We start from the raw sequence: 23,952 nt of genomic DNA on the forward strand, positions 1-23,952 counted from the left end.
TGCGATCGACGCGCTCGACGAAAACGACGCTACCCCCGGGTGTTACCCAGGGGTAGCGTCGCGTGCACGTCCGATTTGGCGGACCGTCAGTCGCCGGCCAGCGTCTGCGGGTCGTCGTCATCGTCGTCGACGTCGTCCTCGCCCCAGTTGCGGCGGGCAAACGGCAGGATCACCCAGAACGTCAGGAACCAGAGCCCGGTGACGGCGCTGAGCACGAACGCGATCGGCCGGGGCAGCACGAAGTCGGTGATCAGCAGCACCGCGCTGACCATCGCGATCAGCATGAAGAACAGGCCGCCGGTGGCCATCCGGTGGGAGAAGCGGACCAGTTCCGGCTTGCGCCCCTGCCGGAACAGCGCCCGGTGGAACGCGACCGGCGAGATGATCATCGCGGTGGCCGCGGCGGCGGCCAGCAACGCCACGATGTAGACGTCACGCTGGAACTCGGTGGTCCGGGTGAACCCGTTGCTGAACGGCAGCGTCAGCAAGAAGGCGAAGAGGATCTGCACGCCGGTCTGCGCGACGCGCAGCTCCTGCAACAGGTCGGCGAAGTTGCGCTGCCAGCGCTGCTTCTCGGATTCCTTGGACACTCGTGAACCTCCGGGGAAGACGGCACGGCCGGCGGGTGAACACCCGCCGGCAGCAGCGCCTGTGCCCGATTCGGGCGCTCGCGAAACCGGCTCACGATCCCCGGCGGATCCGTCCCGCGTACCGGGCTTCCAGGTCGGCGTTGTGCTCGTCGCCGCCGGTGATGTTGGCGGACAGGTAGACCGGCGGCCGCTCCCCCGCCGCCACCAGCCGGGCCACCACCTCGACAGTGATCTGCTGGGCCAGCAGCGCGGCGGTGATCGACGAGACTGCGCCGACCGCGCCGCCGCCGGGCAACGGCAGCGTGGCGTCGCCGTACGGGGCGCCGTTGTCCAGCACCACGTCGGCGAAGTCGGCCAGCTTCCGCCCGGACGGGTGCCGCGAGGTCATCCGCGCCGAGTGCCGTGCGGAGGTGATCGCCACCAGCCCGTGCCCGCGCTGCTTCACGATCGACGCGAACTCGACCATCGCCCCGTTCACGCCCGAGTTGGAGGCGAGCACGAACACGTCCGGCGGCCGGACCGGGGCCAGCTCGTAGAGCCGGTGCGCCACCGCCGGCTCGCGTTCCAGCTTCGGGCCGAGCACGTCGGCCGACTCGCCGCCGTGCAGGACCAGGTCGCGCAGCGCGATGCGGTTGGTGGGCACCAGCCCGCCGGCGCGGCCGGCGATCTCCATGGCGAGCGCCTCGGAGTGCCCGGTGCCGAACGCGTGCACCACCCCGTCGGCACGGAGCGCCGCCACGATCAGATCGGCCGCCTCGGCCACGTTCGCCCGCTGCTCGGTGGCCACCCGCTGCATCGTCGACGTGACCGTCGCCAGGTACGCCTCGGCGCTCACCGTCATGCCTCCTCCGTCCCTCGGACCCGGGCCAGGACCGCCTCGGCCAGCGGACCCGGGGCCTCGTCCGGGATCCAGTGGCTGACGCCGGACAGGGTCACCAACCGGTAGTCGCCGGTGACGTGTCCCGCGCACGCCTCGGCGGCGGTCCGGCCGACCGCCACGTCCTTGTCGCTCCACACGTACGTGGTCGGCACCGCCACCGGGCCGACCGCCTTCATGTCCGACCCGCTCATCGCGCGGTACCAGTTCAGCGCCGCGGTGAGCGCCCCCGGCTCCCGCATCGGGTCGGCGTACCGGGCGACGGTGGCCGCGTCGCCGACGCCGCGCAGCAGCCGGCGCAGCGCGGCGCCGTGCAGCGCCAGCAGCACCTTCTCCGCCTTGCCCGGCATCCGGAACAGCGCCATGTAGGCGGACTTGGCCTTCTGCCGGGGATCGTTGGCGAGCGCGTGGCCCATCGCGGCCGGGTGCGGCACCGACACCGCGGTCAGCGTCCGCACCCGCTCCGGGTGCGCCGCCGCCAGGCCCCAGGCCACGATCGCGCCCCAGTCGTGGCCGACCAGGTGCGCGGCGGTCACCCCGAGCGCGTCCAGCACGGCCGTCGCGTCGGCCACCAGCTCCGGAATCCGGTACGCCTCGACCGCCGCCGGCCGCGCGCCGGGCGAGTAGCCGCGCTGGTCGAGCGCGTACGTGCGCAGCCCGGCGGCGTGCAGCGCGGGCGTCACCGCGTCCCACTCGCCGGCGTGCTGCGGAAAGCCGTGCAGCAGCAGGACGGGGTCGCCGCCCTCGGGGCCGCCGGTGCGTACCTCGAACGTCAGATTTCGCGCCTCGACCTGCATGATCGCCAGCCTACCGACAGTCGCCCTGCTGGGCCCGGCCCCGACGTCGGTGCTAGCGTCTGCGACGAGACAACTTCACATCCGACAGGGGAGCGCACAGCGCTGAGAGTGCGGGCCGGTGCCCGCAGACCCTCGAACCTGATCTGGGTAATGCCAGCGCAGGGAGTTCGGTCGACCTCCAGCCGCGTCGACGTCCGGCATTCCGGGCGCGGCGTGCGTCTTCTCCTGGTTCCTCACCACGAACTGGGAGCCACCATGAACCACACCGACAGCAACCGCTGGCGTACCGTCGACATCGTCGTCGCCTCGGTCATCGCCGTCGCCTTCGGCGTCGTCTTCTGGGCCTGGGGCCTGCTCTGGAGCGCCACCGACGCGGCGTTCGCGTTCTTTCCGCCGGCGCAGGCGGTGCTCTACGGCGTGTGGCTGATCCCGGCGGTGCTCGCCGGCCTGATCATCCGCAAGCCGGGCGCCGCGCTCTACTGCGAGACGGTGGCCGCGATCGTCTCCGCGCTGCTGGGCAGCCAGTGGGCGGGCATCGTGATCCTCCAGGGCCTGATGCAGGGCATCGGCGCGGAGTTGGCGTTCGCCGCGTTCCGCTACCGCTCGTTCAAGCTGCCGGTGGCGGTGCTGGCCGGCGCGCTGACCGGCCTGGGCGCGGCGATCTTCGACTTCGTCTACTGGAACAAGGCGTACGAGCTGACCTCCTACCGCATCCCGTACGCGCTCATCACGATCGTCAGCGCCACGATCGTCGCCGGCTTCGGCGCGTGGGTGCTCACCCGCGCGCTGGCCAACACCGGCGTCCTGGACCGCTTCCCCGCCGGCCGCGACCGAGCCCTGGTCTGAGGGGTCCCGCCGTTGATCAAGGAGTTCGCGTCGGCGGCGGGCGGTTTCCCTGACGCAAACTCCTTGATCAACGAGGCTGGGGAGGGGGTGGCGCGGTGAGCGGGGTGGTTCTGCGGGGGTTCGGGTGGCGGCACGGGGGACGGAGACGCTGGGCGGTGCGCGGGGTTGACCTGCGGGTCGAGAGCGGGGAGCGGGTGCTGCTGCTCGGGGCCTCCGGTGCCGGGAAGAGCACGCTGCTGGCGGCGCTGGCCGGGCTGCTGCCGGAGGACTCCGGCGAGCAGGAGGGCACCGTCGAGATCGACGGGCTGGACCCGCGCAAGGCGCGCGAACGCGTCGGCGTGGTGTTCCAGGACCCGGAGACCCAGCTCGTGATGGCCCGCTCCGGCGACGACGTCGCGTTCGGGCTGGAGAACCGCGGCGTGCCGGCCGAGGAGATCTGGCCCCGGGTCGACGAGGCGCTGCGCCGGGTCGGCTTCCCCTACCACCGGGACCGCCCGACCGCCGCGCTCAGCGGCGGCGAGCAACAGCGGCTGGCCCTCGCCGGGGCGCTCGCGCTGCGGCCGGGGCTGCTGCTGCTCGACGAGCCGACCGCCAACCTCGACCCGGCCGGCGCCGCGCTGATCCGCCGGGCGGTCGCGGACGCGCTCGACCCGGACACCACGCTGATCCTGGTGGAGCACCGGGTCGCCGAGGCGCTGCCGCTCGTCGACCGGGTGGTGGTGCTGGAACCGGGTGGCGGCGTGCGCGCCGACGGTCCGCCCGGCGCGGTCTTCGCCGCGCACGGCGAGGCGCTGGCCGCCGCCGGGGTCTGGGTGCCCGGGCACACCGTGCCGCCGCGACCCGCCACCGCGCCGGCCGGCGACGTGCTGCTCACCGCCGACCGGCTCGGCCTGCCGCCCCGGTTGGCCCCCACCGACCTCCGGGTACGCGCCGGCGAGGCGCTCGCCGTCCTCGGCCCGAACGGCGCCGGCAAGTCCACGCTGGCGCTGCTCCTCGGCGGCCTGCTGCGCCCCGGCACCGGCACGGTCACCGCGGCCACGGAACTGGCCGGGCGGGACGCGCGTACTCCCCCGCACCGCTGGCGGGCGCCGGCGCTGGCCCGCCGGATCGGCTCGGTCTTCCAGGACCCGGAGCACCAGTTCGTCACCGGTACGGTCCGCGACGAACTGGCGCTCGGCCCGCGCCGGACCGGACAGTCCGAGGCGGCGGTCACCGCCACCGTGGACGCGCTGCTGCACCGGCTGCGGCTGGACCGGCTGGCCGGCGCCAACCCGTACACCCTCTCCGGTGGCGAGGCGCGGCGGCTGAGCGTGGCGACCGCCCTGGCCACCGCGCCCCGCCTGCTGATCTGCGACGAGCCCACGTTCGGCCAGGACCGGCGCACCTGGCGGGAACTGGTCGACCTGCTCGCCGAGCTGCGCGACGCCGGACACGGCGTGGTCACGGTGACCCACGACGCGGACTTCGTCGCCGCGCTGGCCGACCGGACGCTCACGCTGGACCGCCCGGCCGGGTCCGACGAGCCGGGCCGTCCCGGTTCGGCGCGGCGTCCGTCACCGCCGGGCCCTCCCGGTTCGGCGCGGCACCCGTCACCGCCGGGCCGAGGGGCGGGTGCGCCGTGATCGACCTGGAGCCGGTGGCGACGCCGGGCGCCCCGCTGGCCCGGCGCAACCCGGTGGCGAAGCTGGCCGCCGCGATGGTGTTCACCATCGTGCTGGTGGCGACGCTGGACCCGGTCGCGCCGGCCATCGCCATCGCGGTCGAGCTGGCCGTGCTGCCGCTGTTCGGGGTCCGCTACCGGGTGCTGGCCCGCCGGGCGTGGCCGCTGCTGGCCGCCGCCGTCGGCATCCTGGTCACGCTGGTGCTCTTCGCCGCCGACCGGTCCGGCCCGGTGCTGGTCGAGGCCGGGCCGGTGCTGGTCACCCAGGGCGTCCTGGTCACCGCGCTCGGGCTGGTGCTACGCATGCTCGCGGTGGCGCTGCCCGGCATCATCGTGTTCGCCACCACGGACCCGACCGAACTGGCCGACGCGCTGATCCAGAACGCGAAGGCGCCGGCCCGGTTCGCCATCGGCGCGCTGGCCGCGTTCCGGCTGGTGCCGCTCCTCGAACAGGAGTGGCGGATGATCAGCATGGCCCGCCGGGCCCGGGGCGTGGACGCCGGCCGCAACCCGGTGGCCAAGCTGCGGCTCTTCGCGTCCACCGCGTTCACGCTGCTGGTCGGCGCGATCCGGCGCGGCACCCGGCTGGCCGTGGCGATGGACGCCCGGGGCTTCGACGCGGGCACCCCGCGTACGGTCGCCCGCCGACAGCGCTTCACCCGCGCGGACGCCCTGCTCGTGCTCGCCGCCGCCCTGCTGGCCGGTGCCGCCCTGACCACGAGCATCCTCCTGGGCACCTTCCGCCCCCTGATCGGCTGACCCCTCCCCCCTCCCCTCCCCCCTCCCCTCCCCCTCCCCGCCCCCGCCCCGTTGATCATGAAGTTGACGGTGACAGATGTCCGATTCGTCACCGCCAACTTCATGATCGACGCCGCTTGGCGCAGATCGTCGACGGGGAGGTGCCGGATCTGCGGCGGTCAGCTGCGCCGGAAGGCGTAGAAGCGGTTCTGGCCGGCTCGCTGGCTACGACCGGCCAGGCGGGGGTCGCGGCCGGTGGGTGGACCGGCCTTCGGCGGCGTCGGACGCGCCGGTGTCGAATCGGCCGACGTCGGAGTGGCCGACGGGGAATCGGCCGACGCCGGAAGGGACACCGCCGGAGCGGGCGACACCGAAGCGGGCGACACCGAAGCGGGTGACACCGAAGCGGGTGACACCGAAGCGGGTGACGGGGAATCAGGCGGCGTCACCGGCGTCGGCGGGGACACGGTGAGCGCGTCGAGATCCGTCGGCGTCAGCCCCAGCGGGGACGACGACGGCTTGCGGGACTTCTTCGGGTTGCGCTTCGCGGGCATCCGCGGGCCTCCTGTCTGTCGGGCGCGCCGACCACGGTCGCGCCGGGGGCGCGTCCTACGGGGACGCGCCGAGCGGGTGCGATCCGGTGCGATCCGACCGCGACAGACACCGCGCACGACGGCGGCGGGACGGGATGCGGACGCCCGGAGCAGGACGGGTCCGCGGCATCTGCGGCGGCGGACCGGCTCGGAGGAAGGGCGTCAGTTGCGCATGCCGACACGCTAACCCGACGCCACCGACATTCGCACCCGAATTACTGACACCATCGTCGGCATGCTTGTCGCGTTCTCCATCACCCCGCTCGGCGTGGGTGAGTCCGTGGGCGACCCGGTCGCCGACGCCGTCCGGGTGGTCCGCGAGTCCGGCCTGCCGAACCGGACCGATGCCATGTTCACCACCGTCGAGGGTGAGTGGGACGAGGTGATGGCGGTGGTGAAGCGGGCCGTCGACACCGTCGCGGCCCAGGCGCCCCGCGTCAGCCTGGTGCTCAAGGCCGATCTGCGCCCCGGCGTGACCGACGCGTTGACCGCGAAGGTGGCGCACATCGAGGCGCGTCTCGCCGAGGGATGAGACGCGCCGCCACCGCCTCCTCACCCGCCGTCGCGGTGTGATCCCCTCACGCCACGACCGCGATACGGTCGCAGGACGGTAACGAGGACGGCCGCGGTCAGCGGCGCGGACGAGAGGTGGCGGTACGCATGGCAGAGCAGGCGACGGCGCAGATCGGGGTCACCGGTCTGGCCGTGATGGGTCGCAACCTGGCCCGGAACCTGGCCCGCAACGGCTTCGCCGTGGCGGTGCACAACCGGTCGCCGGAACGCACCCGCAGCCTGGTCGCCGAGCACGGTGACGAGGGCACGTTCGTGCCGTCCGAGTCGCTCGCCGACTTCGTCGCCTCGCTGGAGCGGCCACGCGCGGTGATCGTGATGGTGAAGGCCGGCGCGCCGACCGACGCCGTGATCGACGAGCTGATCCCGCTGCTGGAGGAGGGGGACATCGTCGTCGACTGCGGCAACGCGCACTTCGCCGACACCCGCCGCCGCGAGGAGGCGCTGCGCACGCACGGGCTGCACTTCGTCGGCACCGGCGTCTCCGGCGGCGAGGAGGGCGCGCTGCGCGGCCCGAGCATCATGCCGGGCGGCTCGGCGGAGTCCTACCAGAAACTCGGGCCGATCTTCGAGAAGATCGCCGCGCAGGTCGAGGGCGCGCCCTGCTGCCGGCACGTCGGCCCGGACGGCGCCGGCCACTTCGTGAAGATGGTGCACAACGGCATCGAGTACGCCGACATGCAGCTCATCGCCGAGGCGTACGACCTGTTGCGGGCCGGCCTGTCGGCGAGCCCGGCGGAGATCGCGGACATCTTCCGGGAGTGGAACGGCGGCGAGCTGGAGTCGTTCCTGATCGAGATCACCGCGGACGTGCTCGGGCACACCGACGCGGCGACCGGCCACGCGTTCGTGGACGTGGTGCTCGACCAGGCCGAGCAGAAGGGCACCGGCCGCTGGACCGTGCAGAGCGCGCTGGACCTGGGCATCCCGATCACCGGCATCGCCGAGGCCACGTTCGCCCGCTCGCTGTCCGGCCACGCGGACCAGCGCGAGGCGGCCCGGCGCGTGTTCGCCGACGCCGGCGAGAAGTGGCAGGTGGAGGACCGGGACACGTTCGTCGAGGACGTGCGCCGCGCGCTGCTGGCCAGCAAGATCGTCGCGTACGCGCAGGGCTTCGACCACATCCGTGCCGGCAGCCGGGAGTACGACTGGAACATCGACCTGGGCGGCACGGCCACCATCTGGCGGGGCGGCTGCATCATCCGGGCCCGCTTCCTGGACCGCATCCGGGAGGCGTACGACGGCGAGCCGGAGCTGGCGACGCTGCTCGTCGCGCCGTGGTTCGCCGACCGGGTCAGCGCCGGTGTCCCGGCCTGGCGGCGGGTGGTGGCCGACGCGGCCCGGGCGGGCGTGCCGACCCCGGCCTTCGCGTCGTCGCTGGCCTACTTCGACGCGCTGCGGGCGCAGCGGCTGCCGGCCGCGCTGATCCAGGGGCTGCGGGACAACTTCGGCGCGCACACCTACCACCGGGTGGACCGGGACGGCGCGTTCCACACCCGCTGGGCCGGCGACCGCTCCGAAGTGGAGGGCTGAGCCCCACCACGCTCACCCGGCCGGCGGCCCGGGTCCACGGCGCGTCATCGGACGCGTCGGGCCGGGGCCGTCGCCGGGTCACCGGGCCCAGTCCGCCGCCGGCTCACCGGCGGCCAGCTCGCCGATCTCGCCGGACCGGACGGTGGGGGTGTGTCCGAGGTCGGCGCACCACCGCTCGGCGACGCCGGCGCACAACTCGGCGACCGCCTCCCGGCGGCTCGGCTCCACCAGGTCGGCGGCGGCCAGGGCGGCCGTCATCTCGTACCCGAGATCGCGCATCTTCCACCCCCGTGGCGGCGCGTCCCGGCGGCGCGCCCTGCGCCGATGGTAAAGCGGAACGCCCCACGGATGCGGGGCGTTCCGCCGATGGCCGGCCGACGCCGGCCGACAGGTCAGAAGAACCGACGCCGCTTGGCCTTCTGCGGCCGCAGCAGGTCCGCGCCCTTGGTCAGCAGGCGGCTCACCCCGGTCGGCCCGCGACGGGCCTCCAGCGTGTGGCTGAGCCGGCGGGCGCCGGCCGCCGCCAGCGGCACGGCGACCGCCATGACCGCCCACTGCCCGATCCGCTTCTGAATCATGTGGTTCACCTCCGCGTTTGCTGTTGTCCCTACCGGTACCCAGCGCGTCGCGTCGGTAAGCGTGAGCTCAGACTCCCGGGGCCACCGGGTTGGGTAGCGCGCCGCCGAAGCGGCGGTCCCGCTGGGCGTACAGCTCGCAGGCGTACCAGAGATGACGGCGGTCGAAGTCGGGCCAGAGCGTGTCCAGGTAGACCAGCTCCGCGTACGCGGTCTGCCAGAGCAGGAAGTTCGAGATGCGCTGCTCGCCGGAGGGACGCAGGAACATGTCCACCTCGGGCACCTCGGGGTGGTAGAGGTAACGCGCCACCGTCTTCTCGGTGACCTTGTCCGGATGCAGCTTGCCGGCGGCGACGTCCCGGGCGATCGCGGCGGCGGCGTCGGCGATCTCCGCCTGGCCGCCGTAGTTGACGCAGAACTGGAGCGTCAGCGTCGAGTTGTCCCGGGACATCTCCTCGGCGGTCTGCAACTCGGAGATGACGCTCTTCCAGAGCCGCCCGGCCCGACCCGACCACACCACCCGGACGCCCAGGTCGACGAGCTGGTCCCGGCGGCGGCGGATGACGTCGCGGTTGAAGCCCATCAGGAAGCGGACCTCGTCCGGCGAGCGACGCCAGTTCTCGGTGGAGAACGCGTACGCGGACAGGTAGGGGATGCCCATCTCGATCGCGCCCTCGACGGTGTCGAACAGGCTGTGCTCGCCCTGCTCGTGCCCCTTGGTGCGGGGCAACCCCCGCTCCTTGGCCCAGCGGCCGTTGCCGTCCATCACGATGGCGACGTGCCGGGGCACCGCGGCGGGCGGCAACGCCGGCGGCCGGGCACCGGACGGGTGCGGGGTCGGCGGCACCGGCTCACGGCGGTGCGCCCTCGTCGATCGGATCACTCGGTCATCTCCCTGTTCACACCAGCGACGGCGGGCCCGGCGCCGGTGCGCGGCGGGACCACACCCGGCCCCGCGCCGCCGGGCGGCGGGACCGCGCCGGGCGCCGGGGCACCCCGGTCGACCAGCGGCAGCGAGCGTAGCGCGCGCTCCAGATGCCACTGGAGGTGCGCCGCGACCAGCCCACTGCACTCCCGGCGTACGCCGTTCTCGGCGGCGTCGGCGTACGCCCAGTCGCCGGTGGTCAGCGCGGACATCAGCACGAACGTGGCCGGCGCGGGATGGGCGGCGCCGGGCGGCCGGCAGTCCGGGCAGACGGCGCCGCCGGCCGGCACCGAGAACGCGCGGTGCGGACCCGGCTCGCCGCAGACCGCGCAGGCGGCCAGCGCCGGCGCCCAGCCGGCGAACGCCATGCCGCGCAGCAGGTACGCGTCGAGCACCAGCGTGGTGGCGTGATCGCCGCGGGCCAGGGACTTCATCGCGCCGAGGGTGAGCTGGAACAGCCGCAGCGACGGCTCCCGCTCGACCGGGGTCAGCCGTTCGGCGGTCTCGGCGATCGCGCTGGCCGCCGTGTAGCGGGGGTAGTCGCCGAGGAACCGCTTGCCGTACAGCTCGATCGCCTCGACCTGGCTCACGGTGTGCAGCGAGCTGCCCTGGTTGCCCTTGGGGTCGCCGGCGAGTTGGAGGTCGACGTGGCCGAACGGCTCCAGCCGGGCGCCGAACCTGCTGGTGGTGCGCCGGACGCCCCGGGCCACCGCGCGCAACCGGCCGTGTCGGCGGGTGAACAGCGTGATGATCCGGTCGGACTCGCCCAGCTTCTGCACGCGCAGCACCACCGCGTCGTCGCGGTAGAGCTGTCGGCGGTACCCGGCCATCGGTCCATTCTCCCTCGGGGTGCGATCTCAGGGTCGGCTCGGGGTGGACCGGCGGGCGATCCCGGATGTGGCGGTCACCCGGCCGGCCCTAGTGTGCTGGCCATGGCTTCGCTCCGAACGGCGTTCCGGCCGCGCGGCACCGCTTCCCGGCCGTACGGCACCGCGTCCCGCCCGCGCGCGGTGGTGGCGGCGACCGCGGCCGCCGCGCTCATCGTGCTCGCCGGGTGTGACACCCTCTCGTTCCGCCGGCTCGACTACGACCAGACCGAACGCGCGAAGATCACCCGGATCACCGTGGACGGCGACGGCGACGGCTCCGGGGACGTGGTGGTGCGCGCCACCGGCCCGGTCGACCAGGTGCAGATCAAGCGCGTGGTCCGCTACCAGGGCGGCGAGCCGGACAGCCGGTACGAGATCAGGGGCGACGAGCTGGTGCTGCCCACCGACTGCGGGCAGCGGTGCAGCATCTCCTGGGAGGTGACCGCGCCGCCCGGCGTGGCGGTCCGGGGCGGCACCGGCTCGGGCAACGTCGACCTCAACGAGGTCGGGGCGGTGGAGTTCACGCTCAGCTCCGGGGACCTGACCGTCAGCGGAGCCAGCGGCGAGGTCCGCGCCTCCACCGCGTCGGGCAACATCCGGCTGACCGAGGTGGCCGGTCCGGTCCGGCTACGGACCGGCTCCGGCGACATCGAGGCCCGCCGGCTCGCCTCCGCGGTCGACGCGGAGGCGGCCCCGGGCAACCTGACCGTCGAGCTGGACCAGCCGGCCCCGGTCCGACTGCACACCACCAGCGGGGACATCGACCTCGCCGTGCCGGCCGGCCGGTACCGGGTGCGGGCCGACGCGAAGTCCGGCGACACCGACGTGCGGGTGTCGAACGACCCCGGTGCGTCCCTGCTGCTCGACGTGACGGCCACCAGCGGCAACGTCACCGTCAGCAGCCGCTGAGCCGGCCGCCGCTGAGTCGGCCGGCGCTCAGTCGGCGGCGCGGACGCTGGACGATCCGGCGGCGCGGCCCGCGGACGACCCGGCGGCCCGGTCCCGGGGCGCGTCGGCGTCGGCGGGCGGCCCGTCGGATCGGCCGGTCGTCGGCCCGGGGGCACGGCGGGGCGCCGGCACCCGGGCCCCGGCGCCGACCAGCCGGCCGGCCGCGCCGGCCGGGGCCGGGCTGGCCGGGGCGTCCGCCGCCCCCGCCGGCACGGTCCGCCGTGGCCGGCCGGGCACCAGTTCCGGGGTACGCCGGGCAGCCACGTCCTCGACCCAGCCGACCAGCAACGTCACCACGCCGACGAGCACGAAGACCAACCCCACCCGCAGCCACAGGCCGACCGGGTCCCGCGGCGACCAGCCGACCACACCGACCAGCGGGGTGAGCGCCACCACGAACGGCATGTGCCAGAGGTAGACGGTGAGCGCCCGCCGGTTCACCACGGTCACCGCCCGGCCGAACACCGGGAACCTGTCGACCCACGCCGCGCCCGTGGGCGCCCGGCCGATCGCCACCAGGATGAACGCGGTCGCCCAGAGCGCGTTGCCCAGCGGGATGTCGTTGATGTCGTAGCCGCGCGGCCCGGGATGGGTGACGATCCACGCCAGGCCGGCCGCGCCGAGCACGCCGGCGACCGGCAGCAGCACCCGGTTGCGCATCCGCCGCAGCAGGCCGTCGTGGTGGGCGAAGCCGAGCAGCCACGCGCCGAAGTAGAGGCCAAACTCGCGCAGCACCGTCGGCGGGTTCAGCAGGATGCCGAACTCGATGGCGGCGAGCAGCGCGTACGGGGCGACCAGCGTGGGCAGCGGCGCGTGGCGGAACAGCCACAGCGCCACCGGCGAGGCGAGCACGAACCAGAGGTAGTCCCGCAGGTACCAGATCGGGCTGAGCGCCAGCCCACCCCAGTAGTTGGCCGGCGGGTCAGTGATCGGGAAGAGCCAGAGCAGCACCTTCGGCTCGAACGTCAGCCCGGTGAGCAGCATCGCCGGCACGAAGACCGCGGCGAGCACCCAGAGCGAGGGCAGCAGCCGACGCAGCCGACGCCCCACGGCGGACACGCCGCTGCGGCCCAGGGACGCGGCCATCAACGACCCGGCCAGGGCGAACATCACCGCCATCGCCGGGAACACCAGCGTGAGCGTGGCGTAGCCGGTGACGTGGTAGGTGACGACGCGCAGGATGGCCAGGAAGCGGAGCAGGTCGAGGTAGCGGTTTCGCATCAGCTCGCAGCGGGGTCCGGGGACAGGGACAGAAGTCCCTACCCTGCTCCCGCCGCCTGTGAAACGTGTAAGAACGCCCACAGAACGTGAGATGCCCCATAAGACTGACTGATCCGGCCCTCAGAAGCCGAGCTTGCGCAACTGCTTCGGGTCGCGCTGCCAGTCCTTCGCCACCCGCACGTGCAGGTCCAGGTAGACCCGGGTGCCCAGCAGCTCCTCGATCTGCCGGCGCGCGGTGGTGCCGACGTGCTTGAGCCGGCTGCCCCGGTGACCGATCACGATCGCCTTCTGGCTGGACCGCTCCACGTAGAGATCCGCGTAGATCTTCGTGAGGTTGCCCTCCGGGATCATCTCCTCCACCACCACGGCGATGGAGTGCGGCAGCTCGTCCCGGACCCCCTCCAGCGCCGCCTCCCGGACCAGCTCGGCGACGAGCACCTGCTCCGGGTCCTCGGTCAGCATGTCGTCCGGGTAGAGCTGGGGCGACTCCGGCAGGTAGCCGGTCATCACGTCGACGAGCGTGTCGACCTGGTGGCCGGAGACCGCGCTCACCGGCACCACGGCCGCGAACTCGCCCAGCTCGCTCACCGCGAGCAGTTGCTCGGCCAGGCGCTTCTTGTCCACCAGGTCGGTCTTGGTGACCACGGCCAGCACGGTCGCCTTGAGGCTGGCCAGCTCGCCGGTGATGAAGCGGTCGCCCCGGCCGACCGGCTCGTTCGCCGGCACGCAGAGCCCGATCACGTCGACCTCGCTCCAGGTCTCCCGGACCAGGTCGTTGAGGCGCTCGCCGAGCAGCGTGCGGGGACGGTGCAGGCCGGGCGTGTCGACCAGCACGAGCTGCGACTCCGGCCGGTGCAGCACCGCCCGGATGATGTGCCGCGTGGTCTGCGGCTTGCTCGACGTGATGGCGATCTTGGTGCCGACGATCGCGTTGGTAAGCGTCGACTTGCCGGCGTTCGGCCGGCCGACGAAACAGGCGAAACCGGCCCGGTACGGGTGGTCCACGGGGGCCGTCACTCGACCACCGTGCCGAGCACCGAGCCGTCCGGCGCGGCCACGTGGATCGGCGCGTCGGCGGAGAGGTCACGCACCGCGGCGTGCCCGGCGCCGTCCAGCGTCGACGCCTCGGTCACCACCACCGCGGCCTCCAGCCGGCTCGCGCCCGCGGCCACCGCCGAGGCGACCGCCAACTGGAGCGCGGTCAGGGTCAGCGACGGCAGCGCCACGCTGGCCGCCGCGTACGTCCGGCCGTCCTGGTCGCGGACCGCCGCGCCCTCCACGGCCCCCACCCGGCCCCGGGCGCCCCGGGCCAGCACGACCAGCTTGCCGTCCTCGGCGCTCAGCTCGGCCGGATCGGCGGGGGTGGGCCGGGCGGCCGGCACGGCGGGTGACTCAGGCATCGGCGGGTTGCCTCTCCTCGGAACGGTTGTGGTTGCCACGGGACTCGGTCGGATCGGGCCGCCCCGCGCCGTCCGGCGCGGAACCCGGCTCGGACCGGCTCACCAGCACGGTGTCGATCCGGTTTCGTCGGCCGGTGGTGCCCTCGGCGATCAGCCGCAGGCCGGCCACCTCGGCCTCGGCGCCCGGGATGGGCACCCGGCCGAGCGCCTGGGCGAGCAAGCCACCGACCGTCTCCACCTCGTCGGTGGGCAGGTCGGTGTCGAACAGCTCGCCCAGATTCTCCACCGGCAGCCGGGCGGTCACCCGCACGGCCCCGTCCGGCAGATGCTCCACCGGTGGGCGCTCGACATCGTACTCGTCGGTGATCTCACCGACGATCTCCTCCAGAATGTCCTCGATGGTGACCAGCCCGCCGGTGCCGCCGTACTCGTCGACCACGATTACCAGGTGGTTCCGAGCCGCCTGCATCTCGGAGAGCAGGTCGTCCACCGGCTTGGACTCCGGCACGAACGTCGCCGGGCGCATCAGCTCGGCCACCGGCATCTGCCGCGCTCCCCGGTCACCCTGGGTCCGCCGGATCAGATCCTTGAGGTAGAGCACGCCGAGCACGTCGTCGACGTTCTCACCGATCACCGGGATGCGGGAGAACCCGGACCGCAGGAAGAGCGCCAACGCCTGCGCGAGCGTCTTACGCTCCTCTATCCACACCATCTCGGTACGCGGCACCATCACCTCACGGGCGATCGTGTCGCCGAGCGCGAAGACCGAGTGGATCATCTGACGCTCGCCGTGCTCCACCACGCCGCGCTGCTCGGCCAGGTCGACCAGCTCACGCAGCTCCACCTGGGTGGCGAACGGCCCCTCGCGGAAGCCCTTGCCCGGGGTCACCGCGTTGCCGATCAGGATCAGCAGCGACGCCAGCGGGTTGAGCGCCCGCCCCAACCAGCGCACCAACGGCGCGACCGCCCGGCCGACCGCGTAGGCGTGCTGCCGGCCCAGCGTGCGCGGCGCGACACCGACCACCACGAAGCTGACCACCGTCATCGCCCCGGCGGTGACCAGGGCCGCCCGCCAGCCGGCGCCGAACGTGTCCACCGCCACCAGCGCGACGAGCGTGGTGGCGGTCAACTCGGCCAGCAGGCGGAGCAGGAGCAGCAGGTTGAGATGGCGGACCACGTCGCCGGCGACCGCCTGGAGGGCACGCGCGCCGCGCGCCCCGTCGCGGGCCAGCTCGGCGGCGCGCGCCGGGGAGACCGCCGCCAGCGCCGCCTCGGTCATCGCGATCAGGCCGGCGAGCACCACCAGCCCGGCCCCGAAGAACAGGAGCTGAAGATCGGGCAGGCCGGCCGGGGCCGCCGCCGCGAGAGTGACCATCACCGGGACCGGGTCGACCGCCAGCTGGCCAGCAGCCGGGCCTGGAGACCGAACATCTCCCGCTCCTCCTCGGGCTCGGCGTGGTCGTAGCCGAGCAGGTGCAGCACGCCGTGCACGGTGAGCAGGTGCAGCTCGTCGGCGGCGGAGTGCCCGGCGGTGGCCGCCTGCTTGGCGGCCACCTCCGGGCAGAGCACGATGTCGCCGAGCAGGGCCGGCTCGCCGCCGGCCGGGCTGCTCTCGCCCGGGCCGTGGTCGACGCTCCCCTCGTCCATCGGGAACGCGAGCACGTCGGTCGGGCCGTCACCGCCCATCCAGCGGTGGTTCAGCTCCGACATGTATTCGATGTCGACCAGCAGCACGGACAGCTCGGCGAGCGGGTTGACCCCCATCTCGTCGAGGGCGTGCCGGGCGACGGCGAGCACAGCGTCGGTGTCGACGACGACACCGGACTCGTTGGCGATCTCGATGGACAACTGTCTTCCTCTGGTGGTTAGCGGCGCCGACCGGCCCGGCCGCCCTGGGCGGTCCGCCCCGGCACGGCGTGCACGCTCTGCGCCTGCTGGTTCTCCCGCTCGGCGTCCCAGCGGGCGTACGCGTCGACGATCTCACCGACCAGCTTGTGGCGGACCACGTCGGAGCTGGAGAGCTGGGCGAAGTGCACGTCCTCGACGTTGTTCAGGATCTCCCGGACCACCCGCAGGCCGCTGCTCGTCCCGCCGGGAAGGTCCACCTGGGTGATGTCGCCGGTGACCACGATCTTGGAGTTGAAGCCGAGTCGGGTGAGGAACATCTTCATCTGCTCGGGCGTGGTGTTCTGCGCCTCGTCGAGGATGATGAACGCGTCGTTGAGCGTGTTGTGGGTGACCAGGAAGTCGTCGGTGACGTAGAGCGAGTCCTCCGCCGCGACCTGGATGCACATCGTCTCCCGCACCCCGGCCGGGATGATCGAGTCGATGAACCGCATCGGCCGGCCACCGCCGTGCTCGTCGTACAGCCGGCGCTTGCGCGACAGGCGGAACGGCGCGACACCGGCCGGAAGACGGATCTCCACGGCATAGGCGTCGGAACGGTAGGGAACCGGGCGGCCGTTCGCCAGGCCGGGCTTGCGGCCCTCGGCCGGACGGACCCGCGCCGTGGCCACCCCGCCGAGCGACTCGACCAGGTGGACCACATCGTCCGCCAACTGGGCGGACGTGGTCGTGTACTGCACCCGGCAGGTGCGCCCGGACTGGACTACCGCCCCGCCGTCGGTGTCCAGCAGCCCCTGGAGCACCGCCAGCCGGACGCCGACGCTGTTGTTCAGGTAGACCTCGGGGACGAACTTCGTGCCCGAGGTGGCCCCGGCCAGCCCCAGCTCGCGGACAGCCGCCGTCACCGGGTTGACCACGATGACGCCGCCGCGATGCCCGTTGACGTGCCGGAGGACGTAGTCGTAGTCGTTCTTGCGGACCAGCTCGATGTCGACCAGCGCCTCCTCCAGCGCGACCGCCAACTCCGCGTCGGCGGTGGAGAAGGCCGGCGTGGTGCGGCACGAGATCGAGCCGTCACCCAACAGCAGGCCGAGCGCGTACGGGTCGAGCGGAACCGCACGCGGCGCCATCTGCACCGGGTCGACGAGCGGCAGCTCGTAGCGGCGGGTGTGACCCCGCCACTCCTTGCCGATCATCTCCTGCGTCTCGATCGTGCGCCGCCGGCCGCGACGCTTGTCGTCCGGCGTGGCCACGGTCCAGAGGTGCTCGCCGCAGCAGAGCGTGGACGCGCCGTCCTGGGTGGTGACCCGGTAGACCTGCTTCGGGCCCTGCGGGTAGATGCCGATCACCGGCGTGGGCGTCCCGTTCGAGCCGATGACCAGGTCACCGACCTGGAGCGAGCCGAACGGCCGGAAGCCCTCCGGGGTCAGCACCCGGGCGTCGTACGGCTGCGCCCGGCCCCTCATGTATGCCAGCGGCGCGACCTCGATCGTGCCGGCGGCCATCAGCTTCGGGATGGACTCCGGGTCGAGCATGTCGTGCAGCGCGTCGTAGAGCGGGCGCAGGTAGGGGTCGATCTTCTCGTTCAGCGTGCCGGGCAGGAAACCCAGCCGCTCGCCCGCCTCGACCGCCGGCCGGGTCAGGATGATCCGGTTGACCTGCTTGGCCTGGAGCGACTGGACGGCCTTCGCCATGGCCAGGTAGGTCTTGCCGGTGCCGGCCGGGCCGATGCCGAACACGATGGTGTGCGAGTCGATCGCGTCGACGTAGCGCTTCTGCCCGAGCGTCTTGGGACGGATGGTGCGACCGCGCCGGGAGAGGATGTTGAGCGTCAGGACCTCGGCGGGCCGCTCGGCGCCGCCCTGCTCGAGCATGCCGACGGTACGCCGAACGGCGTCTGTGGTCAGGGTCTCGCCTTTCTCGATCAGTTCGAGGAGCTCACTGAAGAGACGCTCGGCGAGGGCGTTGTCGGCGGGCGCACCGGTGATGGTGATCTCGTTGCCGCGCACATGGACGTCGCTGCTGACCGAGCGTTCGACGAGACGCAGGATCTCGTCGCCCGCGCCGAGCAGGTTCACCATGATCTTCTGGTCGGGGACCGTGATCCTGGTCTGCACCCGGGGCGGGTCGGGAGGTGGGGTGCCGGTCATAGGTCGGGCCCGTCGGGCCCTGCGCCACCTGCTCTCCGATCTCGGCGCCGGGCCCTGCTGGCGCGGCGTACGGTGGCTTCCATCGTATCGGGTCGGCACCGTACGCACCGCGCCCATTTCCGGTGCCCGGCGGTCAGCCGCCGGCGCGGAAGTCGTACCCGTCGAACGCCTCCTGCCGCCGGGTGAAACGGTAGGTCGCCCAGTGCATCCGGACCACCGCGCCCCGCTCGTCCCGGGTGAGCCGGAGCAGCTCACCCGCCTCCCGCCCGGAGACCGTGCGGAACACGTCCGGCCGGTCCGGCAGCGGCGCGAACACCGACGGCGGCTTGCCGGCCGGGTCGTCCGCGCCCCGGGCCCGCAGCGCGCCGTCGTGCCAGGAGAAGACGGACTCGAACCCCTCGCCCCACCAGCGGCCCAGCAAGCCGCGCAGGTGTTCCGGGGCGGGTGGACCGGGACGCCACGGCTCGATCTCCGCCGGGTCGTGCTCGGCGGCGGCGGCGAGCAGCTCGTGCGTCAGGTCGAGCACCTCGACACCGGTGCCGGACGAGCCGAGCACCGCGCAGCCCATCGCCCCGGCCGTGCCCTCGCCACCACGACGACCGTAGACGGCGGCCAGGAAGCCCGGCATCGCGCCGTCGTGCCCGACGTGGGTCACCCGGCCCGGTCGGGGCACCAGGATCAGCCCGAGCCCGAAACCGGCCGTCCAGAGCGACTCGTCGGTGGTGGTGAGCGGCCAGCGCATCTCCTCGACGGTGGTCGGGGCGAGCACCGCGCCGGCCGGGTCCAGCGCCTCCGGGTCGGCCAGGAACGCCGCCCAGCGGGCCATGTCCGGCGCGGTGCTCCAGAGCTGGGCGGCCGGCGCCACCGCGCCGAAGTCGACGGGCGGCTCCGGGTGCGCCTCGTCGGAGTACGCGTCCACCAGGAAACCGGTGACGGCCCGCTCCCCCGGCGTGACGCCGGTGGCGGTCAGCCCCAGCGGGGCGAGCACCCGCTCGGCGAGCACCTCGGCCCAGGTGCCGCCGCGCCGCCGGGCGACCGCCTCCCCCAGCAGCGCCAGGCCGAGGTTGGAGTAGTGGAAGCGACGGCCGGTGGGCAGCACCCGCTCCACCCGGGCCAGGTCGGCCAGCAGCTCGTCGACGGCCGGGGCACGCAGCGTGTCCCACACGTCGCCGTACGGCTCGCGTTGCAGGCCGGCGGTGTGCGACAGCAGCCGACGGACGGTCAGCTCGCCGTACGCGGGCAGGTCCAGGTGCCGCCCGATCGGGTCGTCCAGGTCGAGCAGCCCGTCGTCGCGGCACTGCATGACCAGCACCGCGGTGAACGTCTTGGTGACCGAGCCGATCCGGAAGACGCTCTCCGGATCGAGCGCGGTGTCGTTGCCGGTGCCGCCGACCGCGCAGGCCCAGAGCGGCCGGTCGGCCCGGTGCAGCGCCGCCGACAGCGCCGGGACCCGCCCGTTCGCCTGGGCCCGCCGGGCCATCCGGTCGAGCCGGTCGGAGATCGAGGTCATGCCTCAGCGGCAGAGCATCGGGCCGAGTGGCGCGCCACCCAGCAGGTGGGCGTGCACGTGGAAGACCTCCTGGCCGCCGTACGGGCCGGTGTTGAACATGAGGCGGAACCCGTCCACGGTCAGGCCCTCCTCCTCGGCCACCAGGGCGGCGGTGTGGAGCAGCTCACCGGCCAACGTGGGGTCGCCCTGGGCGAGGGTGGCCACGTCCGCGTAGTGCTCCTTCGGGATCACCAGCACGTGGGTGGGGGCCTTCGGGTCGATGTCCCGGAAGGCGAGGGTGGTGGCGGTCTCACGGACGATGGTGGCGGGGATCTCCCCGGCGACGATCCGGCAGAACAGACAGTCCATCGCAGCAGTGTAGGGAACGTACGGCAGGATGGCCGACATGGCGGGACGGGCGGTGCTGGTGACGGGGGCCTCGCGGGGCATCGGGCGGGCGGTGGCGCGGGCGTTCGCGGCCGGCGGCGACCGGGTGGCGGTCCACCATCGGGACTCGGCCGGGCTGGCCGAGGCGTTGCGCGCCGAACTGCCCGGCGACGGCCACGTGGTGGTCCGCGCCGACCTGGCGGACCCGGACGCCGTACGGGCCATGGTGGACGAGGCGGCCCGGCTGCTCGGCGGCCTCGACGTGCTGGTCAACAACGCCGGCGTGTTCGGGCCGGCCGATCCGCCGCACCCGGTCTTCGACACCAGCTACGAGCAGTGGCGGGCGCGCTGGCGCGAGGTGCTGGACACCAACCTGCTCGGCGCCGCCAACGCCGCCTGGTGCGCCGCCCAGCACATGCGGGAGCGGGGCGGTCGGATCGTGAACGTCTCCTCCCGGGGCGCGTTCCGGGGCGAACCGGCCAATCCGGCGTACGGGGCCAGCAAGGCGGGGATGAACGCGATGGCCCAGTCGCTCGCGGTGGCGCTGGCGCCGTACGGCATCGGGGTGGCCTGCGTGGCCCCGGGCTTCGTCGAGACCGACATGACCAACGAGCACCTCAAGAGCGAGCGCGGCGAGGCCGTGCGGGCGCAGTCCCCGTTCCACCGGGTGGCCCGCCCCGAGGAGATCGCCGCCGCCGTCCACTGGCTGGCCAGCCCGGAGGCGGAGTGGGCGTCCGGCACCATCGTCGACCTGAACGGCGCCTCCTACCTCCGCACCTGACGCCCCCCACCCCACCCCCACCCCCCCCACCCCCACCGGGGTGCAGTTTCACGGAAAGAGTGCCTATCCCGCCGCGAATAGCCCCTCTTTCCGTGAAACTGCGCGGCACGAGGGGTGGGGGGTGGGGTGGGGGGAGGGTGGGGGTTACCAGCGGGGGAGGCGGGTGGAGAGGACGGCGAGGGCGGCTACGCCGGCGGTGGAGGTGCGCAGGACGGAGGGGCCCAGGCGGACCGGGCGGGCACCGGCCTCGCGGAACGCGGCCAGCTCCGGCTCGGCGATGCCGCCCTCGGGGCCGACCACCAGGACGATCTCGCCGGTCGACGGCAGCGCGACAGTGGTCAGCCGCTCGTCGGCCTCCTCGTGCAGCACGAAGGCGGCGTCGGCGCCGGCGATCCGGCGGGCCACCGTGGCGGTGGACTCGTCCGGGGCGCCGGCCACCACCGGCAGCCACGGGCGGCGGGCCTGCTTGGCGGCCTCCCGGGCGGTGGCCGCCCACTTCTCCCGGGCCCGGACGCCCCGGTCGCCGCGCCACTGGGCGACCGAGCGGGACGCCGCCCAGGGCACGATCTCGTCCACCCCGACCTCGGTCATCGCCTGCACGGCCAGCTCACCCCGCTCGCCCTTGGCGATCCCCTGCACCACCACCAGCCGGGGGACGCACGCATCGGCGTACCCCCGGGAGGTGATCCGCGCGTCGAGCGTGCCCCGGCCGACGGCGGTGACGACGGCGGCGGCCGTGCCGCCCCGGCCGTCGGCGAGCAGCAGCTCCTCGCCGACGCGCAGCCGCTGCACGGTGGCCGCGTGGTGGCCCTCCGGGCCGTCCAGCGTCACCGTGTCGCCGGTGGGCAGCGCCTCGACCAGGAACAGCGGCGCCGACACGTCAGGGGTGCCCGTTGAAGGCGTCGCGCATCCGGGAGAAGAAGCCGCCCTGCTTGGTCAGCTCGGCGACCTCCTCGCCGCGGGTCTTGGCGAAGTCGCGCAGCATCCGCTCCTGGTCGGCGTCGAGCTTGGTCGGGGTCCGCACGTCCAGGTGGACGTAGAGGTCACCCCGGCCGGTGCCGCGCAGGTGCGGCACGCCGCGGGCCCGCAGCCGCAGCGTGCTGCCCGGCTGGGTGCCGGCCTTCACGTCGACGGTCTCCTCGCTGTCCAGCGTCTTGATGGTCAGCCGGGTGCCGAGCGCGGCGGCGGTCATCGGCACCGTGACCCGGCAGTGCAGGTCGTCACCCTTGCGGGAGTAGACGTCGTGGGTCCGCTCGTGGATCTCGACGTAGAGGTCGCCGGCGGTGCCGCCACCCGGGCCGACCTCGCCCTGCTGGGCCAGCCGGATCCGCATGCCGTCCTCGACGCCGGCCGGGATCTTGACGGTCAGCGAGCGGCGGGTCCGCACCCGCCCGTCACCGGCGCAGGTCGGGCAGGGGTGCGGGATCGTGGTGCCGTAGCCCTGGCAGACGGTGCACGGCCGGGCGGAGACCACCTGACCGAGGAACGTCCGCTGCACCGACTGCACCTCGCCGCGGCCGCCGCACGCCTCGCAGGTGGCCAGGTGGGTGCCGGCGGCGGTGCCGGCGCCGGAGCAGGTGGTGCAGAGCACCGCGGTGTCGACAGTGATCGGCGCCTCGACGCCGAACGCGGTCTCGTTGAGGTCCAGCTCCAGCCGCAGGATCGCGTCGGCGCCCGGCCGGGTACGCGGCCGGGGACCCCGGCTGCCGCCCGCCGCGCCGCCGAAGAACGCGTCCATGATGTCCTGGAAGCCGACGAACGGGCCGGCGCCGCCCGGGCCACCCGCGCCCGCGCCCCCGCCGCCCGGGGCGAGCGGGTCGCCACCCAGGTCGACGATCTGCCGTTTCCGGTCGTCCGAGAGGACCTCGTACGCGGCGTTGATGTCCTTGAACTTCTCCTGTGCCTCCGGGTCCGGATTGACGTCCGGGTGGTACTGCCGCGCCAACTTCCGGTAGGCACGCTTGATGTCATCGTCGGAGGCGTCCCGGCTCACGCCGAGAATGCCGTAGTAGTCCCTGGCCACTGCGTTCGGTGTCCTCATGTTCGTCTCGCGTCGCCGGTCGCCGGCCGTTCCCGGCCGTCGGCCCTGACTGGTCAGTTCTGGGCCAGCAGTTCGCCCACGTAGCGTGCCACGGCCCTCACCATGGCGATATTGCCGGGGTAGTCCATCCGGGTGGGCCCGAGCACACCGAGCCCACCGACGATCGTGGCACCCGGGCCGTAACCGGTGCTGACCACCGACGCGGCCCGGAGATTGTCGATCTCGTTCTCGTCGCCGATGAGCACCCGGGTGGTGTTGCTCGGCTCGGTCTCGCCGATCAGCTTGAGCAGCACGACCTCCTCTTCGAGCGCCTCGAGGATGGGGCGCAGCGAGCCCTGGAAGTCGAGCAGGCCGCCCCGGGTGAGGTTGGCGGTGCCGGCCAGGGCGATCCGTTCCTCGTGCCGCTCGACGAGCGTCTCCAGCAGCACGGTGGAGAGCGTGGTCATGGCCGGGCGCAGGTGCGGCGCGGACTCCTCGACAAGCGCCTGCACCAACGGGGGCGTCTCGGCGAGCTGGCTGCCGACCAGCTTCTCGTTGACCAGCCGGCGCAGGTCGGTCACGTGTTCGGCGGGGACCGGGGCGGGCAGCTCGACCAGCCGCTGCTCGACCCGCCCGGTGTCGGCGATCATGACGACCATCAGCCGGGTGGTGGAGATCGGCACCAGCTCCAGGTGGCGCACCTTGGAGCGGGCCAGGCTCGGGTACTGCACCACGGCCACCTGCCGGGTGAGCTGGGCCAGCAGCCGGACCGTGCGGTGCACCACGTCGTCGAGGTCGACGGCGCCGACCAGGAAGCGCTCGATCGCCCGACGCTCGGCCGGGCTGAGCGGCTTGACCCGGGAGAGCCGGTCGACGAAGAGGCGGTAGCCGCGGTCGGTGGGCACCCGGCCGGCGCTGGTGTGCGGCTGCCGGATGTAGCCCTCCTCCTCCAGCACCGCCATGTCGTTGCGCACGGTCGCCGGTGAGACGCCGAGCTGGTGCCGCTCGACCAGGGCCTTGCTGCCCACCGGCTCCTGCGTGGCCACGTAGTCCTCGACGATGGCGCGCAGCACGGCGAGCTTGCGGTCGTCGAGACCCATCTCCCCACCTCCTGACGCACCTCGGCCGGGCGACGCGC

General features: G+C 73.6%; 24 protein-coding genes, 3 pseudogenes and 1 riboswitch. Of the genes and pseudogenes, 7 read left to right on the top strand and 20 right to left on the bottom strand.

Annotated elements, in window-relative coordinates; all coding sequences use genetic code 11:
• Positions 1 to 86 precede the first annotated feature (86 nt).
• The 3 genes from OG767_RS25255 to OG767_RS25265 all read right to left on the bottom strand — a co-directional run bounded on the left by OG767_RS25255 (position 87) and on the right by OG767_RS25265 (position 2,264).
• A complete protein-coding gene (locus OG767_RS25255) occupies positions 87 to 590 on the bottom strand; it encodes a DUF6328 family protein (protein WP_405090803.1) in 504 nt (167 codons plus the stop codon).
• A gap of 91 nt (positions 591 to 681) precedes the next feature.
• Positions 682 to 1,431 carry a sugar isomerase domain-containing protein gene (locus OG767_RS25260; protein WP_405090804.1) on the bottom strand — a complete coding sequence of 250 codons (750 nt, stop codon included), beginning with the start codon at positions 1,429 to 1,431 and terminating at the stop codon, positions 682 to 684.
• Positions 1,428 to 2,264, bottom strand: coding sequence for an alpha/beta fold hydrolase (locus tag OG767_RS25265; protein ID WP_405090805.1), 837 nt, complete (start codon positions 2,262 to 2,264; stop codon positions 1,428 to 1,430). The genes OG767_RS25260 and OG767_RS25265 overlap by 4 nt, the downstream gene beginning before the upstream one ends.
• 76 nt (positions 2,265 to 2,340) lie before the next feature.
• Positions 2,341 to 2,447: riboswitch (TPP riboswitch) on the top strand.
• Between the two features lie 72 nt (positions 2,448 to 2,519).
• Here OG767_RS25265 and OG767_RS25270 point away from each other — a divergent pair.
• From OG767_RS25270 to gndA, 5 genes are all read left to right on the top strand, one after another.
• Positions 2,520 to 3,110, top strand: a complete 591-nt coding sequence (locus OG767_RS25270) for an ECF transporter S component (RefSeq protein ID WP_405090806.1) — start codon at positions 2,520 to 2,522, stop codon at positions 3,108 to 3,110.
• A 95-nt stretch (positions 3,111 to 3,205) separates the two neighbouring features.
• Positions 3,206 to 4,732 carry an ABC transporter ATP-binding protein gene (locus tag OG767_RS25275; protein ID WP_405090807.1) on the top strand — a complete coding sequence of 509 codons (1,527 nt, stop codon included), beginning with the start codon at positions 3,206 to 3,208 and terminating at the stop codon, positions 4,730 to 4,732.
• Positions 4,729 to 5,529 (top strand): energy-coupling factor transporter transmembrane protein EcfT, encoded by an 801-nt coding sequence (locus OG767_RS25280; RefSeq protein WP_107155722.1) that lies wholly within the window; start codon positions 4,729 to 4,731, stop codon positions 5,527 to 5,529. The genes OG767_RS25275 and OG767_RS25280 overlap by 4 nt, the downstream gene beginning before the upstream one ends.
• Before the next feature lie 807 nt (positions 5,530 to 6,336).
• Positions 6,337 to 6,633: an MTH1187 family thiamine-binding protein gene (locus tag OG767_RS25285; RefSeq protein ID WP_107155720.1), complete on the top strand. Its 297-nt coding sequence runs from the start codon at positions 6,337 to 6,339 to the stop codon at positions 6,631 to 6,633.
• Positions 6,634 to 6,761: 128 nt separating this feature from the next.
• Complete coding sequence (gene gndA, locus OG767_RS25290; protein WP_405090808.1) at positions 6,762 to 8,204, top strand: NADP-dependent phosphogluconate dehydrogenase; 1,443 nt, start codon at positions 6,762 to 6,764, stop codon at positions 8,202 to 8,204.
• 78 nt (positions 8,205 to 8,282) lie between these two features.
• Here the strand turns inward: gndA and OG767_RS25295 are convergent, their stop codons facing one another.
• The 4 genes from OG767_RS25295 to recO form a co-directional block, all read right to left on the bottom strand.
• Positions 8,283 to 8,483, bottom strand: a complete 201-nt coding sequence (locus OG767_RS25295) for a thioredoxin reductase (protein WP_405090809.1) — start codon at positions 8,481 to 8,483, stop codon at positions 8,283 to 8,285.
• Positions 8,484 to 8,596: 113 nt separating this feature from the next.
• Positions 8,597 to 8,782, bottom strand: a complete 186-nt coding sequence (locus OG767_RS25300; protein WP_107155717.1) for a hypothetical protein — start codon at positions 8,780 to 8,782, stop codon at positions 8,597 to 8,599.
• Between the two features lie 67 nt (positions 8,783 to 8,849).
• Positions 8,850 to 9,626 carry an isoprenyl transferase gene (locus OG767_RS25305; RefSeq protein WP_281938541.1) on the bottom strand — a complete coding sequence of 259 codons (777 nt, stop codon included), beginning with the start codon at positions 9,624 to 9,626 and terminating at the stop codon, positions 8,850 to 8,852.
• Positions 9,627 to 9,658: 32 nt separating this feature from the next.
• Positions 9,659 to 10,534: a DNA repair protein RecO gene (recO, locus tag OG767_RS25310; protein WP_107155715.1), complete on the bottom strand. Its 876-nt coding sequence runs from the start codon at positions 10,532 to 10,534 to the stop codon at positions 9,659 to 9,661.
• Between the two features lie 102 nt (positions 10,535 to 10,636).
• Here recO and OG767_RS25315 point away from each other — a divergent pair, with 102 nt between their 5' ends.
• The gene (locus OG767_RS25315; protein WP_405090810.1) at positions 10,637 to 11,482 is read left to right on the top strand and encodes a DUF4097 family beta strand repeat-containing protein; all 846 of its coding nucleotides are present in this window, start codon (positions 10,637 to 10,639) and stop codon (positions 11,480 to 11,482) included.
• Between the two features lie 27 nt (positions 11,483 to 11,509).
• Here OG767_RS25315 and OG767_RS25320 read toward each other — a convergent pair whose 3' ends face one another.
• The 10 genes and pseudogenes from OG767_RS25320 to OG767_RS25365 form a co-directional block, all read right to left on the bottom strand.
• Positions 11,510 to 12,742 carry an acyltransferase gene (locus OG767_RS25320; RefSeq protein WP_405090811.1) on the bottom strand — a complete coding sequence of 411 codons (1,233 nt, stop codon included), beginning with the start codon at positions 12,740 to 12,742 and terminating at the stop codon, positions 11,510 to 11,512.
• A gap of 120 nt (positions 12,743 to 12,862) precedes the next feature.
• The gene (gene era, locus OG767_RS25325; protein WP_405090812.1) at positions 12,863 to 13,759 is read right to left on the bottom strand and encodes a GTPase Era; all 897 of its coding nucleotides are present in this window, start codon (positions 13,757 to 13,759) and stop codon (positions 12,863 to 12,865) included.
• Positions 13,756 to 14,142 carry a cytidine deaminase gene (locus tag OG767_RS25330; RefSeq protein ID WP_281937199.1) on the bottom strand — a complete coding sequence of 129 codons (387 nt, stop codon included), beginning with the start codon at positions 14,140 to 14,142 and terminating at the stop codon, positions 13,756 to 13,758. The genes era and OG767_RS25330 overlap by 4 nt, the downstream gene beginning before the upstream one ends.
• Complete coding sequence (locus OG767_RS25335) at positions 14,135 to 15,541, bottom strand: hemolysin family protein (protein ID WP_199199575.1); 1,407 nt, start codon at positions 15,539 to 15,541, stop codon at positions 14,135 to 14,137. Before OG767_RS25335 ends, OG767_RS25330 begins: the two co-directional genes overlap by 8 nt.
• Entirely contained in the window at positions 15,517 to 15,990 is a 474-nt protein-coding gene (gene ybeY / locus OG767_RS25340; RefSeq protein WP_405090813.1) for an rRNA maturation RNase YbeY, read from the bottom strand. Before ybeY ends, OG767_RS25335 begins: the two co-directional genes overlap by 25 nt.
• Before the next feature lie 17 nt (positions 15,991 to 16,007).
• A pseudogene (locus OG767_RS25345) lies at positions 16,008 to 16,370 on the bottom strand (PhoH family protein); the annotation flags it as partial.
• 312 nt (positions 16,371 to 16,682) lie between these two features.
• Positions 16,683 to 17,453 (bottom strand): annotated as a pseudogene (locus OG767_RS25350) (LAGLIDADG family homing endonuclease); the annotation flags it as partial.
• Positions 17,442 to 18,137: pseudogene (locus tag OG767_RS25355) on the bottom strand (PhoH family protein); the annotation flags it as partial. The pseudogenes OG767_RS25355 and OG767_RS25350, both read right to left, overlap by 12 nt.
• Positions 18,138 to 18,270: 133 nt before the next feature.
• Positions 18,271 to 19,647 carry a serine hydrolase domain-containing protein gene (locus tag OG767_RS25360; protein ID WP_405090814.1) on the bottom strand — a complete coding sequence of 459 codons (1,377 nt, stop codon included), beginning with the start codon at positions 19,645 to 19,647 and terminating at the stop codon, positions 18,271 to 18,273.
• A gap of 3 nt (positions 19,648 to 19,650) precedes the next feature.
• Entirely contained in the window at positions 19,651 to 19,995 is a 345-nt protein-coding gene (locus OG767_RS25365; protein ID WP_405090815.1) for a histidine triad nucleotide-binding protein, read from the bottom strand.
• Between the two features lie 37 nt (positions 19,996 to 20,032).
• Between OG767_RS25365 and OG767_RS25370 the strand changes: the two genes are divergently transcribed.
• Positions 20,033 to 20,794 carry an SDR family NAD(P)-dependent oxidoreductase gene (locus tag OG767_RS25370; RefSeq protein WP_405090816.1) on the top strand — a complete coding sequence of 254 codons (762 nt, stop codon included), beginning with the start codon at positions 20,033 to 20,035 and terminating at the stop codon, positions 20,792 to 20,794.
• A gap of 144 nt (positions 20,795 to 20,938) precedes the next feature.
• On the opposite strand, the gene OG767_RS25375 is transcribed toward OG767_RS25370, so the two are convergent.
• From OG767_RS25375 to hrcA, 3 genes are all read right to left on the bottom strand, one after another.
• The gene (locus OG767_RS25375) at positions 20,939 to 21,673 is read right to left on the bottom strand and encodes a 16S rRNA (uracil(1498)-N(3))-methyltransferase (RefSeq protein ID WP_405090817.1); all 735 of its coding nucleotides are present in this window, start codon (positions 21,671 to 21,673) and stop codon (positions 20,939 to 20,941) included.
• Position 21,674: 1 nt separating this feature from the next.
• Positions 21,675 to 22,817: a molecular chaperone DnaJ gene (dnaJ, locus tag OG767_RS25380; RefSeq protein WP_405094307.1), complete on the bottom strand. Its 1,143-nt coding sequence runs from the start codon at positions 22,815 to 22,817 to the stop codon at positions 21,675 to 21,677.
• Positions 22,818 to 22,888: 71 nt separating this feature from the next.
• Complete coding sequence (hrcA, locus tag OG767_RS25385) at positions 22,889 to 23,914, bottom strand: heat-inducible transcriptional repressor HrcA (RefSeq protein WP_107155704.1); 1,026 nt, start codon at positions 23,912 to 23,914, stop codon at positions 22,889 to 22,891.
• Positions 23,915 to 23,952: the final 38 nt, after the last annotated feature.

Origin of the sequence: Micromonospora sp. NBC_01392 (assembly GCF_045040125.1) — a bacterium.
Lineage (GTDB): Bacteria > Actinomycetota > Actinomycetes > Mycobacteriales > Micromonosporaceae > Micromonospora.